The organism is Burkholderia sp. FERM BP-3421, from assembly GCF_028657905.1.
GTDB lineage: Bacteria > Pseudomonadota > Gammaproteobacteria > Burkholderiales > Burkholderiaceae > Burkholderia.
In genome coordinates, this window is record NZ_CP117781.1 from 1,101,853 (window position 1) to 1,117,077 (window position 15,225).

Here is a 15,225-nt window from a genome sequence, read left to right on the forward strand (position 1 = left end):
GGGCAGCCCGGACCGCGTGGGCGTGGCTCAATGCCCCTCGGCGGAGCCTTTTTCCAGCTCCGACTTCAGGATGAAACTGTTGTCGGTCGCATAGCGCTGGCCGGCGCGCAGGCCGCGCGTCACCTCGGTGAAGCGGCCGTCGCGCTCGCCCAGCTCCACCGGCTGCGCGACGAAGCCGCGCGCGGTCTCGACGAACACGGCGGGCCGGCCGTCGAGGGTTTGCAGCGCGCGGGTCTCGATCGCGACCGGCACGGCGCGCGCGCGCGCGTCGACCGACACGTTGACGAACAGGCCCGGCCGCCACGCGAGCGACGGGTTCGGCAGCACCACGCGCGCGGGCGCGGTGCGGGTCTGCGCGCCGAGCAGCGCGCCGACATAGGCGATCTCGCCGCTCGCCTGCGAGTCGAACGCGGTTGCGCTGACGGTCGCGCGGCGGCCGACCCGCACCTCGTCGAGCCGTTGCGCGGGCACGGCCATCTCGGCCCACACCGTCGACAGGTCCGCGAGCACGAATACGTTCGCGTCGGCCGCGACGGCTTCGCCCGGCGTCACGTGCTTCTCGACGATGGTGCCGGAGAAGGGCGCGCGCAACGCATAGCGGTTGAGCGCGCCGGTGGCGGACGCATTGATCGCGGACAGCTTCTGCTGCGCGTTCTGCACCGCGATCTCCGCTTCGCGCAGTTGCACCTGCGCGGCCTGATAGTCCTGCTCGGCCGAGATCCGCTCTTCCCACAGGGTCTTTTCGCGCGCGTAGACCTGGCGCGCGCCGGTCAGGCGCTTCTGCGCGGTCAGCAGTTCGCTGCGGCGGTCCGACAGGTCGGTGCTCGCGATCACCGCGAGCACGTCGCCCTTGCGCACCTGCTGGCCGATCGCGACGTTGACCTGCTCGACCACGCCCGCGATGCGCGGCACCACGTGCGCGGTGCGGTCCTCGTTGAACTTGATCTCGCCCGGCAGCTGGAACGACGCGACGATCTCGGCGGGCGCGGCCTGCGCGAGACCGATCTTCGAGGCGCGGATCTGCTCGGCCGTGAGTGGCAGCAGGCCGTCGCCGAGCGTGTAGCTGAAGGCCTGCCGCAGCGCACCGGCGCGCAGCTGGAACTGCACGTCGAACACGTGCGGCTTCGCGAGCGGCTCGCGGGTCGTGTAGCGCTCGCCGTTCGCGACAAGCGTGAGCGGCGCGCGGGTGCCGTCGTAGCGCACCAGCGTCGCGTCGAGCACGGCGTCGGGGCCCGGCTTGAGCGGCTTGCCGTCGACCGACGGGTAGATGGACAGCGTGACGGCGCCGTCCTGCTCGCTCGGCACGATTTCGAGCGCGTAGGCGCCCGTCTTCAGCACGACGCCGCCGCGCGCGCCCGGCGCGGCGGCGCTGGCGGGGGACGGGCCGGCGGCGCCGCCGGCGGACGGGCGCACGGCGGTGAAGGCGATCGTGCCGGCGGCGGCGAGCGCGCCGGCGAGCGCGACCGCCACGGCGACACGCTTCAGGTTGCGCGGCATGATGGTGATCCTCAAGGTTGGGCGGGTTGGGAAGCCGCGGCGACGTCGAGCGACGTGCCGACCAGGCGGTCGAGTTCCGCGTAGGTCAGGTGCGCGTCGGTCAGGGCGCGGATGTAACGGGTCTGGGCGTCGAACAGCGTGCGCTGCGCATCGAGCACGTCGAGAAACTGGAACTTGCCGAGCGCGTAGCCGCGCGACATCGCGTCGAGCGCGTCGCGGGCGGCGGGCAGCACGTCGCGCTTGAGCCGGCGCGCTTCCTGGGTGGCGTTCTCGTAGCCGGCGTAGGCCTGCGCGAGCGCGAGCCGCTGTTCGAGCTGTTCGCCGGCGAGGTCGGCCTCGGCCTTCGCGGCGTTGTGCGTGGCTTCCATGATCGCGCCGCGATTCGTATCGAAGATCGGCAGCGGAATCGACACGCCGACGACCGCCTGGTTGTCCGGGCGTCCCCCCGCCGTCACGCGCTTGTAGCCGGCGCTGATCGTCACGTCCGGAATGCGTCGCGCGCGTTCGAGCGCGATCCGCGCGTTCGACTGGCGCAGGTTGGCGAGCGCCTGGCGCGTCGAGGGCGCGCCGTCCAGCTGCGCCTGCAGTTGCGCGAGAGGCGGCATGGCGGGCAGCGCGTCGAACGCGGCGTCGCTCGCGCTGCCGCCCGGCCAGGGTCCGCCCAGCGTGTTCGCGAGCTTTTCGCGGGCCGCGGCGACGCTGGTGGCCGCGCGCGTCAGCTCGATCTGCGCGGCGGCGAGTGCGATGCGCGCCTTGGTTTCCTCGACCGGCGAGACCTTGCCCGCGCTGACGCGCCGCGTGACGAGATCGGTCGAGCGCTGGGCGATCGCCGTGGATTCCGTGCTGACGTCGAGCGTCTTCTGCGCGGCGAGCAGGCCGAAGAACGCGGACGTGACGTTCGCGCGCACCGCGGCCGACTGGGCGTCGACGGCGGCGAGCGACGCTTCGCGGCCGTAGGCCGCGACGTCCATGCGGTAGCCGCGCTTGCCGCCCAGTTCGATGCGCTGGTTGACGAGCGCGGTGCGCGTGTTCTCCTGGCGCTGGAAGCTTTCCTGGAGGTACGAGATGTCCGGATTCGGGCGCATGCCGGCCTGCACGAACGCGCCCTGGGACGCGTCGGCGGCGGCGCGCGCACCGCGCAGCTGCGGATTGCGCGCGGCGGCGAGCCGTAGCGCGTCGCTCAGCGTGAACGGCGTGTCGGGCCCGGCGTCCGGGGTGGGAGCGGCGGTCTGCGCATGGGCGGCGGGCAGCCACAGCGCGGCGGCGAGAAGGAGCACGAAGGACTTGGACATCATCGAATCGGAAGCGAGCGAAGGGGAGGCAATCAGGTGGCGATGCTACGGAGCGGGTGCGATGCAAACATGAGCGCAACATGACAAATCCGTCATGTCCCGTCGCGCGCGCAAAAAAACGCCCTCCTGCGAGGGCGCGGTGGTGGTGGGCCTAGCGGCCGGCCAGTTCGTTGGGGCCGAGCGGCGGATTCGGCGCGCCGTCATGGCGCGCGACCGCGTGCAACTCGCGGTTGCGCGCCACGGTGTCGGCGCTCGGCGGGTACTCGGTCTTCCTGGCCGGCACCTGGCCTTCGTGCTGCGCGCGGATCAGCTCGGCGCGCACTTCTTCGCGGCTCTTGCCGTACTTCCCCTCGGGCATGCCGTCGGCCAGCGCGGCGCCGGCGATCGGCAGCAGGGATGCGAGGACGAACAGGGGCAGGACTTTCATGTGATCTCTCCGGTGGATGCCGCCGGGAATCGGACAGCCGGGATCATTGTGGAGAGCGAACGAAACGGGATCATGAGCCGCGCATGACAAATCCGCCATCGCGGAGCGTGCATGACAAAACGCTCATGTTCGCGTCACGGGCGGGTGTGGAAGGGCTGCCTAGACTGGCCGCATGCCATTGTCGGCCGCGTCGCATCGTGTCGGCGCGGTCGCGTTTCCAGGAGCCGCCTCACATGTCCCGTCGCCTTGCCGTTCTCGCCGTGTTGATTTCCGCCGCATCGCTTACCGCCTGCGGGGTGGCGCCGCCGGCCGCCAGGCCGGCGGGCGCGGATGCGCCGCCCGCGACCGGAAGCGGCGAGCGCGTCGCTTCCGCGGCGTCGGCCGGCGGGACGGTCGATTACTTCGGTCGTCCGTGCCGCTACGAGAATTTTCACGTGAAGCCGCAGCCCTGCCTGTTCCCGCGACGCCAATGAAGCCCCTCTGTTAGAGTCCCCTCACCGTGTTTGACGCGTAGAGGCGCGAGGCGCGCGATGACTGCGACGATATTCGATGCCGCGCTGCGGCGCTGGCGCCTGACGCCCGACGGCGCGCCGCGCTTCACGGCGACGAGCGCGCTGCTGCCGGTGCGCATGGCGAGTCGCGCGGCCATGCTGAAGATTGCGCGCGTGCCGGAAGAACGCGCGGGCGCCGCGCTGATGGCCTGGTGGGACGGCCGCGGCGCCGCGCGCGTGCTCGGGCATGAAGGCGATGCGCTGCTGCTCGAACGCGCGCGCGGCGCGCGCTCGCTGCACGAGATGGCGATGACGGGCGACGACGATGTCGCCAGCCGCGCGATCTGCGCGGTGGCCGCGCGCCTGCATGCGCCGCGCGTTCCGGTGCCGCCCCCGCTGACGCCGCTCGCGCGCTGGTTCGCGGAGCTGGATGCGGCCGCGCGCGCGCACGGCGGCATCCTGCGCACGAGCGCCGACACGGCCCGCGCGCTGCTGGCCGCGCCGCGCGAGGTCGTCGTGCTGCACGGCGACCTGCATCACGACAACGTGCTCGACTTCGGCGCGCGCGGCTGGCGCGCAATCGATCCGAAAGGGCTGTACGGTGAGCGCGGCTTCGATTTCGCGAACATCCTGTGCAACCCGGACCTGCCGGTCTCGCGCGATCCGGTGCGCTTCGCGCGGCAGGTGGAGGTGGTGGCCGCGGCCGCGCAACTGGAGCGCCGGCGCTTATTGGAATGGATACTGGCGTATGCCGGTTTATCGGCGGCCTGGTTTATCGCCGATGGTTCGGCGGAAAAGGCGGATTTATCCGTGGCGCGGATCGCGATTGCGAAACTGCGGTGAGCAAAGCCCGGAGCGCCAGCGCCGGCGGTGCTTTGGCGATTATTTTATATATTCTGTTGCGCGTCGTTTAGTAAATCAAATAAAAACATTACAAAAACATTCATTCGATTGACGGGTGAACTTCTCTTGCCCTAGTCTGCGGGCGCGGTTCTGGTCGGTGAGCGGCGGATTATTTAATTGGAAGCGCTGCTTAACAGGAAAATATAAGAACTGGAGACGTTCATGAAGCAATTCGCGAAGCTGGCGGCCGTCGTCGCGGCGGTGAGCGTGCTGGCAGGGTGTGGGGGTGACGAGGGCGGGCCGACCGCGTCGGCGCTGGCGAGCCGCAGCGGAACCGGCGCGGTCGCGGCGGCCGCGACCACGGTGAGCACCGCGGGAACGGCGAACGACGCGGCCGCGCCCGTGCTGCTGCCGCTGACGCAATACGTGAACCCGCTGATCGGCACGCTGGCGAGCAACTCGCCGAATCCGGTGCCGGCCGGCCAGGCGGGCAGCGTGGTGCCGGCGGCGGGCCTGCCGTCGGGGATGGTGCAGTGGGCGCCGGACACGAACACGACGCCCGCGCCCAACAGCAGCGCGGAGCCGGGTTCCCCGGCCGGCTACTACTACGATCTCAATTCGATCCAGGGCTTCAGCGTCACGCACATGAGCGGAGCGGGGTGCGCGGGCAACAACGGCGAATTCCCGGTGATGCCGACCACCGACACGAGCAAGCTCGTGCCGACCTTCAGCCACGCGAACGAGACGGCGCGGGCCGGCTATTACTCGGTGCTGCTCGATACGCAGATCAAGGTCGAGCTGACCGCCACGCTGCGCAGCGGCTTCGGCCGCTTCACGTATCCGGCCGGCAAGCCGGCCTACCTCGTGATCGACACGACGCGCACCAACACCAAGACCTCGACCACGGGCAGCGTCACGAAGGTGGCCGCCGATGCGATTTCCGGCAGCACCGTCGGCGGCGGCTTCTGCGGCAACGGCACGCCGGTGCCGGTGTACTTCTATGCGCAGTTCGACCGGCCGTTCGCGACGTCGTCGACCTTGTCGAAGGGCATCGCGAAGCTGGGCTTCGATGCGGGCGCAACGGTCCGGATGAAGATCGGCATCTCGTACGTGAGCGTCGACAACGCGAAGGCCAACCTCGCCGCGGAAAACCCGAACTGGGATTTCGACGCGGTGAAGAGCGCGGCCGACACGGCCTGGAACACCCGGCTCAATGCGATCCAGGTGACGGGCGGGGATACCGACGCGCTGACCAAGTTCTACACCGCGTTCTATCACGCGCTGTGGGCGCCGAGCCTGTTCAGCGACGTCAACGGCCAGTACGTCGGCTTCGACAACAAGGTGCATACGGTTTCGAAGGGCCAGGGCGCGCAGTATTCGAGCTTCTCGGGCTGGGACATCTACCGCTCGCTGATCCAGCTGAAGGCCGTGCTGTTCCCGCAGGAAACGAGCGACATGATCCAGTCGCTCGTCAACGACGCCGACCAGTGCGGCGCGATCCCGCACTGGGTCAACGACAACGTCGAGGACGGCGTGATGCCGGGCGACGCCGGTTCGCTGATGGTGTCGAGCGCATACGCCTTCGGCGCGCGCAGCTTCGACGCGCAGGGCGCGCTCGCGCACATGGTCAAGATGGCGAACATCCCCGGCACCGCGTGCAACAACGTGACGACCAACGGCGGCCGGGCGGGCTATCTGCAGACGGGCTACATCACGGGCGGAGAGTGGGGGCAGGCGTCGTCGACGCTCGAATATACGAGCAGCGATTTCGCGATCGCGCAGTTCGCCGGCGCGCTCGGCAACACGACGATCCATAAGATGCTGCTGAGCCGCTCCGCGTATTGGCAGAACCTGCTCAACACCTCGCTCAATCCGCCGCTGATCGCCGCGCGCAACGGCAACGGCAGCTGGATCAACGAGACGCAGAGCAGCACCGACAACTACGTGGAAGGCAATGCCGAGCAGTACACGTGGATGGTGCCGTACAACCCGGGCGGCCTGATGGCGCTGCTCGGCACGCCGCAGACGGTCGTCGCGCGCCTCGATCAGTTCTTTACCGTGCTGAATGCGGGGATGAGCCTGCCGAACTTCTACATGGGCAACGAGCCGACCTTCGAGGCGCCGTGGCTGTACAACTGGACCGGATCGCCGGCGGGGACGCAGCGGGTGGTGCAGCAGATCATGAACACGGCCTTCAGCACGAAGCCCGACGGCTTGCCCGGCAACGACGATCTCGGCGCGGTGTCCGGCTGGTACGTGTGGGCGGCGCTCGGGCTGTATCCGCAGATCCCGGGTGTCGGCGGCTTCGCGATCGGCAGCCCGCAGTTCCCGTCGATCGCGATCAGGCTCGGCAGCGGCAAGACCCTGACGATCAACGCGCCGGGCGCGCCGACGTCGAACTACGTGCAGAGCCTGACGATCGACGGCCGCAACCAGACCAGCGCGTGGGTGCCGTACGACACGCTCGCGAACGGCGCGACGCTGAACTTCTCGATGGGCGGCGCGGCGTCGCAGTGGGGGGCGACGGACTTGCCGCCGTCGTATGGCGTACCGGTCGCGGCGACGCCTGCCGACAGCTTCAACAACCACGGTTTCAGCGCGGATGGCGCAACCAATACCGACGGCAACGGCGCGGACTTCGACGGCAGCCAGTACAGCTATTCGGCGAATGCGCTGGCGGCGGCGGGCGTGAAGCCCGGGGCGCCGTTCGTGTATGGCGGCGCGAGCTTCGCGCTCGCAGGCGGGCAGACGCCGCTCGACAATGCGGTGACGGTCGGTCAGACCGTGATGGTGCCGTCGGGGTCGGCGGGCGGCAGCGTGATCGTGCTGGGCTCGTCTAACAACGGGCCGAGCACGGGCGCCGCGCAGGTGAATTTCACGGACGGCACGAGCCAGTCGGTGACGCTCGCGTTCGACGACTGGACGCTGAACGGCGGCGGCGCGGGGGCGAAGTCCGCGATTGCGCTGACCATGGGCTATCGCAACACGGCCGGCGGGCAGAAGGACAACGTGAAGACCTATATCTTCGCGCAGAAGATCGCGGTGCCGGCCGGCAAGCGGGTGGCGAGCGTGACGCTGCCGCGACTCGTCAACGCGGGCAAGATGCACGTGTTCGGGATCGCGACGGCAAGCTGATGAAGGGAGGGGGCGCCGCGCCGTCCGGAAGGGCGGCGCGGTTTTTCCGGTGTGGGGGATGGGCGTCGCGCGCGGGGCAGGCTGTCGGCCCGGCCCGGCCCGCTATGCCGACGCGGACACCATCAGCATCATGGGGCGCTCCAGTTCCTCCGCCAATTGCGGCATCTGCCGGATCTGCTCCGGCGTCGGGGCGAACTCCTCCACCCGTCGAATGGCGAAGCCCGCGTCGATCAGCGTGTTCAGCGTCGTGCCGAGCGTTCGGTGGTACTTCAGGACGTCCTTGATAAACCAGTCCGTCCGGCGCTGACCCTCGACGGAATATCGATTGACCGGCCAGGTTTTGCGTCCGTCCTCCTCGCTGATCCACTGCGCATTCGTCGCGGCCATGAAGATCGGATGCTCGATCGAGAAAACGAAATGCCCGTTGGGGACGAGCGCCTGGTGGATCATGCGCACGAGGCGGCCGAAATCCTGAACATAGTGAAAGGTCAGCGCGCTGTACGCAAGATCGAAAGCGCCCTTGGGCAGGTCCAGCGCGTCGAGATCGGCGATACGGTACTCGATGGCGGCATCCGCTGTTTCGGCGATGGCGCGCTCGATCATGTTTTGCGAAAGGTCGAGGCCCAGGACCGAGGCCGCGCCTTGCGCGCGCATCCAGCGTGAGGCCCAGCCGAAGCCGCATCCCAGGTCGACGACACGTCTGCCGCGCAGGTCGGGCAGCAAGCCTCGGAGCACGGGCCATTCGGGCGCGCCGTCCAACCCGTGCACCTGCCGGGGCAATTGGCTGTAGTTCGCGAAGAAGTCGGGGTGGTCGTAGATGTTTTGCGCCATGTATCTCTCCAGGAATGACGAGGGGCGAGGCCGGGCCGGAAGACCTCGCGCGGCAGGGGATGAGCGGCGGGGTCGGGGCGGGCTGCCTTCCCGCCCGCCGAAGGAGGCCGGCTACGCGCGCGAGGGCGCGGATGCGCCGATTGCCGCGCGGCGTCGATGACGATCCGGGAAGCGATGTCGAACGCCTCGAACCGGCCGGGAGGACGCTGAGCTTCCGCCGCGGCCGCCCGATTCCGGGCAATCCATCGGCTGAAGGCACGGCCGGATCGCGCTGACCGCGGCTGCCTTGCCTTAAGACGCGAGAACCTTCTTCATCGAGGGCGAGAGGTGCGGCACATAGTGCTCCCGCTCATAGAACGGGATGGCGTCCGGCCGCGCGTCGAGAAATATCGCGGTCATGCCGCGGGCACGGGCGTCGACGTCGGCATATTCCATCAGGGACCGGCCCACGCCGCTCCCTCGGCCCGCCGCATCGACCACGAGGTCGTCGATATGAAGGTGCGCCCCGCGCGCCAAGGTGTGAACGGGCCTCATGCCCATCACCCCGACAATCTTCCCGTCGAGAAAGGCCGCCACCAGTTCGTAGCCCGAATACGCTTGCCGGCGGACCCGCACCAGGAATTCGGCTTCTTCAAGCGACCGAAGTTGAGCGATGACAGGGTATGCCTGCACCCATTCCGGCGGCGACAGCCTTCTGATCTGGAACTTGCTGGGGCGATGTTCAGGCATGGCTCAAATCGATCCTCACTCGAAAAGTCAAATTATTGCACGCTGCCGCGTGGCGGAATTCCTCGATATGTCGGACATTCGAAGGTCCGCCGCCGGGCGTGTTCGCCGGCGGCCCCGGGTCGCGCGGCGACACCCTGCGACATTCCCGATGTCAGCGATCCGGTGCGGTCAATGCGGCCAGCACGTCTCGCACGGCGTCGATGTCCGGCGCGGACGGCGAGAGGCTGTCGCGCGGGCACCAGGGATAGGGCAGGCGGCGCGCCCAGCCGAGCAGCGCCCCGTTCGCCTCGGCGGGCAGCGTCGCCATCCGTTCGATCGTGATGTGCAGCCGCGCGACCCGTCCCGTGGCCTCGTCGGCCTGCCAGTCGTAGCGGCCGAAGCCGATGCGCGCCGCGCCTGATTCTTTGTCCGTCATGCACACGAGCCAGTCGCACGCGAAGCGGCCGTCATGCGCGGGCGGCGCGCCGATGCAGCATGTGTACACATTCTCGTAGCGCTGCGCGAATCCGCTCGACAAGGTCGCGGCGATCGCGTGCACGCCGCGCGCGGCGGCCGGAAACGCGATTTCCTCGGCATGGACCGTCATCGCCAATTCGGCGTCGGCGATGAACGCGTCCGTCATCCGGTGCGGGCGGTTGAAGTCCTTCGCGTGGAGGTAGGTTTCGATGGCGTGTTGCAGGCGGGTGGGCATGGTCGGGCGGCGCGGAGGCGGATCAGGTGGAGGAGTCTAATGGGGCGCGGCAGTCGTGCGGGTAATGGCGCATGGGCTGTCGGGCTATTCGTTGGCCGTGTGCGCGGTGTGACCGGTGCGTGCGCATCCGCCGATGCCGCACCGGCTTTCCGTTGAGGTGCACGTTGTCGATGATTGTCATGGCCGCGCAGGGCACATTGCCGGGGATCGGGTATGAGCCGCTGCCTGTTGATCAGGAAAATGGAAAGATAAGAGAAAGAAACTCATCAGGCTGCTTCGGTATCGAGTATCGGCGCGGCGATAATCTCGTGCGGTGGGGGCGGCTCGAACCCGGAAGCGGGGATGGTCGGCGGGAGGCATGCTGTCGCAAGCGCGCGCCGTTCCTCAAAACCGCTCCGCCCGAAACGGCGTCAGGTCGACGGACGCGGGTTCTCCGCAGATCCGCTCCGCCAACACCCTCCCGGTGATCGGCCCGAGCGTCAGCCCATGACTGCCGATCACTCCGGGCGCGCCGCGCCAGACGGCTGCGTATCCGCTTCCCCGCGCGCGGCCAGCTGCGCCTCGAACTTCGAGAAGAACGCCTCGATGATCTTGCGTGCGACGCCGTCGATGAGCCGCGCGCCGACCTGGGCGATCTTCCCGCCCACCTGCACGTCCGCGTGATAGCTGAGCTAGGTCCGGTCGCCGCCGGGCGCGTCGAGCGCGACCCGCGCGCGCCCTTTCCCGAATCCCGTCGCGCCGCCGGCGCCCTCGAAGTCCAGCGCGTAGCTTCGCGGCGCATCGATGTCGGCGAGGACCAGCTTGCCCGCGAACTTCGCCTTCACCGGCCCGACCACCGCGAGCAAGGTGAGCGTGTACGCGGTGTCGGAAACGCGTTCCATCCGTTCGCATCCGGGCAGGCAGTCGCGCAGGACCGCGGGATCGTTCAAGGCATCCCATACCGCCTGCCGGGCGGCGGGCAAGCTGCGTTCTCCGTTGAGATTCATGTCGAGGGGTGTCCGATGAGTGAGGTCCGGCGTCAGGCCGGATGACGCGCGGGCATGCCGCCGATGCGCGCTCGAAGCGTAAAGAGTATTGCCCGAATGATCAATCGGCGCTTGTCTGTTTCAATGAAATGGCTATTCATTTGGTTTGAATCGGGCTCATTCGAAAATATGGCGAATGGATTTCGTAAAGTATGTTCGCATGTCGGCGCGCGGGGGCGGCGCAGGGTCGGCCCGATACGCTCGGTATGCGCTATTGCGAGCAAGCGTGGTGGCAGGTAGGATCGATAATTCAGATTTTCAAGCAGAATAATGACGAATTAAAAATTATCTTAAATCATGATTAATGGGCTGGATTATTTTCGATTGGGAAATGCGTTGTCGAGGGCAATGGCTTCCTGCATGGATAAACCGGATATCGCAGCGGATACCGGCCGGCCGACGGCGCGCATCGATTGCGTCTGCGGCGCCGCGGGCGGTCTTTGTACGCCGCGCCCGTGAGCGCGGCGCGTCGGCTTGACCGGCCGGGCGCGGCCGCGCCGCATCGGCGAACCGCCGAGGAGCGGAGATGAAGCCCGCGCCCTTCACGCTCCACCAGCCGTCGTCGCTCGACGAGGCGCTGACGCTGATCGCCATGCTTCCCGATTGCCGGGCGCTCGCGGGAGGTCAGTCGCTGATGCCGATGCTCAACATGCGGCTCGCGACGCCTGCGCACATCGTCGATCTGAACGGCATTGCCGCGTTGCGCGGCATCCACGAGCGCGACGGCGTGATCCGCATCGGCGCGATGACGACGCAGCGCGCGCTCGAATACTCGGCGCTGCTCGGCGAGCGGCTGCCGTTGCTGCGCGAGGCCGTGCTGCGGGTCGGGCATCGGCAGACGCGCAACCGCGGCACGCTCGGCGGCAGCCTGTGTCACGCCGATCCCGCGGCCGAACTGCCGACCGCCTGTGCGGCGCTCGATGCGACGCTGGTCGTGCAGAGCGCGCGCGGCGGCGGGCGGCGCATCGCGATGGCCGAGTTCGCCACCGACCTGATGACGGTGAGCCTCGACGAAGGCGAACTGCTCGCGGAGATCCACATCGCGCCGTGGGGCCCCGCGCATGGCTGCGCGTTCATGGAATTCGGCCGGCGGCATGGCGACTTCGCGATCGCGTCCGCGGCCGCGCTGATCGAGACGGACGAGGCGGGGCGCGTGACGCGCGCGTCGCTGACGCTCGGCGGCGTGGGGCCGGTGCCGATCCGTCTCGCGGAGGCCGAGCGCTGGCTGGTTGGCGCGCGGCCGGACCCCGCGTTGATCGATGCGGTGGCGGCCGAGGTCGACGTGCTCGACGCGCTCGACGACCCGGCCTATCCGGCGCGCTACCGGCGGCGCGTGGCCGGCCGGCTGCTGCGCGCCGCGCTGCAGCGCGCCCTCGACGCGGCTGTCGGATCCGAGAGAAAAGGGAGGAACCCATGAATCATGACGACGTGCGCCGCACGGTCGCCATCGAGGTGAACGGCGTGCTGCGCCACGCGCAGGTCGAGGATCGCACCACGCTCGCGGATTGCCTGCGCGACGGGTTCCGGCTCGTCGGCACCCATCTCGGCTGCGAGCATGGCGCGTGCGGGGCGTGCACCGTGCTGGTCGACGGGCACACGGCGCGCAGCTGCCTGATGCTCGCGGCGCAGGCGCAGGGCCACGCGATCACGACCGTCGAGGGGCTGGCCGACGGCGCGGCGCTGGGCGAATTGCAGCAGGCGCTGCGCGAGCATCACGGGCTCCAGTGCGGGTTCTGCACGCCGGGGGTGTTGATGACGCTCACGGAGCTGCTGGCCGATCATCCGCAGGCGACCGAGGACGAGGTGCGGCTCGCGCTGTCCGGCCATCTGTGCCGCTGCACGGGATATCAGAACATCGTCGAAGCCGCGCTGGCGGTGCTCGACAAACGGCGGGGCGCGGCATGGGCGCGTTGAATCCCGGCCAGATCGGCCGTTCCGTGTTGCGCACCGAAGATCTGCCGCTGCTGCGCGGCGAGGCGTGCTATGTCGGCGATATCAGCGTGCCCGACATGCTGCACGTGGCCTTCGTCAGAAGCCCGTACGCGCATGCGCTGATCCGGCGCATCGATGCGTCGGCGGCGCGCGCGATCGACGGCGTGTTCGCGGTGGTGACCGCGGAGCAGATGGCGGGGATGGTCGCCACGCTGCGCATGCCGCTCGGGTTTCCGACGACGGAGCTGCCGGACGGCATCACGCCCTATGTCCTGACGCCGCACGAGGTGTGCTTCGTCGGCGAGGCGGTGGCGATGGTGCTGGCCCGCTCGCGCTATGTCGCGGAGGACGGGGCCGCGGCCGTCGAGGTCGACTACGCGCCGCTCGGCGTGGTCGCGGACTGCCGGCAGGCGCTCGACCCGGATGCGCCGAAGGTGCGCCTGGAAGCCGCCGACAACGTGCTGAAGCGCTTTCGCGTCGACTACGGCGATTGCGATGCGGCGTTCGACGGCGCGCATCACGTGCTGGGCGTCTCGCTGCACCAGCATCGCGGCGCCGCGCATCCGATGGAGGGGCGCGGCGTGGTCGCGGCTTACGAGGCGCATCACCGGATGCTGACCGTGTGGTCGTCGACGCAGATGACGCACCAGCTGCAGGGCGCGCTCGCGGACGTGCTCGGCGTCGCCGAGACGCAGCTGCGCGTCATCGCGCCCGATGTCGGCGGCGGCTTCGGCGCGAAATACCTGGTTTATCCCGAGGAACTCGCGGTGGCGGCGGTCGCCTGGCACTACCGGCGCGCCGTGAAATGGCTGGAGGATCGGGCCGAGCACTTCGTCGCGACGATCCACGAGCGCGACCAGTACTGGGACGTCGAGATCGCCGTCGACGCCGAGGCGCGGATCCTCGGCGTGCGCGGGACGATGGTCCATGACCAGGGCGCGTACACGCCGCAGGGCATCAACTGCGCGTACAACGCGGCGACCGCGGTCACGGGGCCGTACGTGGTGCCGGCGTTCCGGCTCGACGTCGCGGTGGCGCAGACCAACAAGGTGTACACGATCCCGGTGCGCGGCGCGGGCTATCCGGAGGGCACGTTCGCGATGGAGCGCCTGCTGGATCGCGTGGCGCGCGCGCTGGGCGTGGATCGCGCCGAGGTGCGCCGCCGCAACCTGATCCCGCCCGAGAAGATGCCCTACGTGAAGCCGCTCAAGGCGCGCTCGGGCAAGCCCATCGTGCTCGACAGCGGCGATTACCCCGAGGCGCAGCGCCGGGCGCTCGACGCGATCGACTACGCAGGCTTCGACGTGCGGCGGCGCGCGGCGCGCGCGCAAGGCCGCCATCTGGGCATCGGTCTCGCCAATGCGACGAAGGGCACGGGGCGCGGTCCGTTCGAATCCGCCAGCGTGAAGATTTCCGCCACCGGCCGCATCGTGATCGCCACGGGCGCGATGGCGATGGGCCAGGGCCTGCACACCACGCTCGCGCAGATCGTCGCGACCGAGCTGGGCGTCGAGGTCGACGCGATCGAGGTCATCTCGGGCAGCAGCGCCGCGATCTCGATGGGCCTCGGCGGCTTCGCGAGCCGCCAGACCATCACGGCCGGCACCTCGGTGCTGCTCGCCGCGCGCGATGTCGCCGACAAGCTGCGGCGGGTCGGCGCGCGGCGGCTGAAGGTCGAGCCGGCCGACGTCCTGCTCGCCGACGGCCGGGTGTGTGTCGCGGCGGCGCCCGGGCAGGCGGTGACGTACGCCGAGATCGCGCGCCTGCTGAACGGCATCCCGGGCTACGACCTGCCGCCGGGCGTGGGGGCGGGGCTGGCGTCCACGCGTTTCTGGGAGCCGGATGCGATGGCGTACGCCAACGCTTCGCACGCCTGCGAAGTGGAGGTGGACATCGACACCGGCCACGTGAAGCTGCTGCGCTATGTCGCCGTGCAGGACAGCGGCACGCTCGTCAACCCGCTGCTCGCGACGGGGCAGGTGCATGGCGGCATCGTGCACGGCATCGGCAACGCGCTGTTCGAGTTCATGCGCTACGACGACGAGGCCCAGCCCCAGTCCGTGACCTTCGCGGACTACCTGCTGCCGACCTCGACCGACGTGCCCTGGCTCGAGGTGATCTTCATCGAGTCGCCGAGCCCGACCAATCCGCTCGGCGCGAAGGGCGTCGGCGAGGCGGGGACGATTCCGGTGACCGCCTGCATCGCGTCGGCGATCGACGATGCGCTCGCGGCGTTCGGCGTGCAGGTCGTCGCGACGCCCGTGAGCCCCGTGCATCTGGTCGACCAGATCGACGCGGCGCAGGCGTGCTGATGCGCGCCTGCGCCGCGCGG

At 69.2% G+C, this 15,225-nt stretch carries 12 protein-coding genes and 1 pseudogene; 6 read left to right on the plus strand and 7 right to left on the minus strand.

Annotation, left to right across the window (positions count from 1 at the left end; all coding sequences use genetic code 11):
• Nucleotides 1-27 precede the first annotated feature (27 nt).
• The 3 genes from Bsp3421_RS07890 to Bsp3421_RS07900 form a co-directional block, all read right to left on the minus strand.
• Nucleotides 28-1,497 (minus strand): efflux RND transporter periplasmic adaptor subunit, encoded by a 1,470-nt coding sequence (locus Bsp3421_RS07890; RefSeq protein WP_273997831.1) that lies wholly within the window; start codon nucleotides 1,495-1,497, stop codon nucleotides 28-30.
• Between the two features lie 11 nt (nucleotides 1,498-1,508).
• Nucleotides 1,509-2,792, minus strand: coding sequence for a TolC family protein (locus tag Bsp3421_RS07895; protein WP_273997833.1), 1,284 nt, complete (start codon nucleotides 2,790-2,792; stop codon nucleotides 1,509-1,511).
• 148 nt (nucleotides 2,793-2,940) lie between these two features.
• On the minus strand, nucleotides 2,941-3,216 hold the full coding sequence (locus Bsp3421_RS07900) for a DUF4148 domain-containing protein (RefSeq protein ID WP_273997834.1): 276 nt from the start codon (nucleotides 3,214-3,216) through the stop codon (nucleotides 2,941-2,943).
• A 233-nt stretch (nucleotides 3,217-3,449) separates the two neighbouring features.
• Between Bsp3421_RS07900 and Bsp3421_RS07905 the strand changes: the two genes are divergently transcribed.
• The 3 genes from Bsp3421_RS07905 to Bsp3421_RS07915 all read left to right on the plus strand — a co-directional run bounded on the left by Bsp3421_RS07905 (nucleotide 3,450) and on the right by Bsp3421_RS07915 (nucleotide 7,685).
• A complete protein-coding gene (locus Bsp3421_RS07905) occupies nucleotides 3,450-3,689 on the plus strand; it encodes a hypothetical protein (RefSeq protein WP_273997835.1) in 240 nt (79 codons plus the stop codon).
• Nucleotides 3,690-3,746: 57 nt separating this feature from the next.
• Complete coding sequence (locus Bsp3421_RS07910) at nucleotides 3,747-4,550, plus strand: aminoglycoside phosphotransferase family protein (protein ID WP_273997837.1); 804 nt, start codon at nucleotides 3,747-3,749, stop codon at nucleotides 4,548-4,550.
• 222 nt (nucleotides 4,551-4,772) lie between these two features.
• Entirely contained in the window at nucleotides 4,773-7,685 is a 2,913-nt protein-coding gene (locus tag Bsp3421_RS07915) for a GH92 family glycosyl hydrolase (protein WP_273997838.1), read from the plus strand.
• Nucleotides 7,686-7,787: 102 nt separating this feature from the next.
• Here the strand turns inward: Bsp3421_RS07915 and Bsp3421_RS07920 are convergent, their stop codons facing one another.
• The 4 genes and pseudogenes from Bsp3421_RS07920 to Bsp3421_RS07935 all read right to left on the minus strand — a co-directional run bounded on the left by Bsp3421_RS07920 (nucleotide 7,788) and on the right by Bsp3421_RS07935 (nucleotide 10,922).
• On the minus strand, nucleotides 7,788-8,516 hold the full coding sequence (locus Bsp3421_RS07920) for a class I SAM-dependent methyltransferase (protein ID WP_273997839.1): 729 nt from the start codon (nucleotides 8,514-8,516) through the stop codon (nucleotides 7,788-7,790).
• A 291-nt stretch (nucleotides 8,517-8,807) separates the two neighbouring features.
• The gene (locus Bsp3421_RS07925) at nucleotides 8,808-9,245 is read right to left on the minus strand and encodes a GNAT family N-acetyltransferase (RefSeq protein WP_273997841.1); all 438 of its coding nucleotides are present in this window, start codon (nucleotides 9,243-9,245) and stop codon (nucleotides 8,808-8,810) included.
• Nucleotides 9,246-9,396: 151 nt separating this feature from the next.
• A complete protein-coding gene (locus Bsp3421_RS07930) occupies nucleotides 9,397-9,936 on the minus strand; it encodes a hypothetical protein (protein ID WP_273997843.1) in 540 nt (179 codons plus the stop codon).
• A 497-nt stretch (nucleotides 9,937-10,433) separates the two neighbouring features.
• Nucleotides 10,434-10,922 (minus strand): annotated as a pseudogene (locus Bsp3421_RS07935) (CoxG family protein).
• Nucleotides 10,923-11,487: 565 nt separating this feature from the next.
• Between Bsp3421_RS07935 and Bsp3421_RS07940 the strand changes: the two are divergent.
• From Bsp3421_RS07940 to Bsp3421_RS07950, 3 genes are read left to right on the plus strand one after another with little or no spacing between them, the layout of a single operon-like run.
• Nucleotides 11,488-12,378, plus strand: a complete 891-nt coding sequence (locus tag Bsp3421_RS07940) for an FAD binding domain-containing protein (RefSeq protein WP_273997844.1) — start codon at nucleotides 11,488-11,490, stop codon at nucleotides 12,376-12,378.
• On the plus strand, nucleotides 12,375-12,875 hold the full coding sequence (locus Bsp3421_RS07945) for a (2Fe-2S)-binding protein (protein WP_273997846.1): 501 nt from the start codon (nucleotides 12,375-12,377) through the stop codon (nucleotides 12,873-12,875). The genes Bsp3421_RS07940 and Bsp3421_RS07945 overlap by 4 nt, the downstream gene beginning before the upstream one ends.
• Entirely contained in the window at nucleotides 12,863-15,205 is a 2,343-nt protein-coding gene (locus tag Bsp3421_RS07950) for a xanthine dehydrogenase family protein molybdopterin-binding subunit (protein WP_273997848.1), read from the plus strand. Before Bsp3421_RS07945 ends, Bsp3421_RS07950 begins: the two co-directional genes overlap by 13 nt.
• Nucleotides 15,206-15,225: the final 20 nt, after the last annotated feature.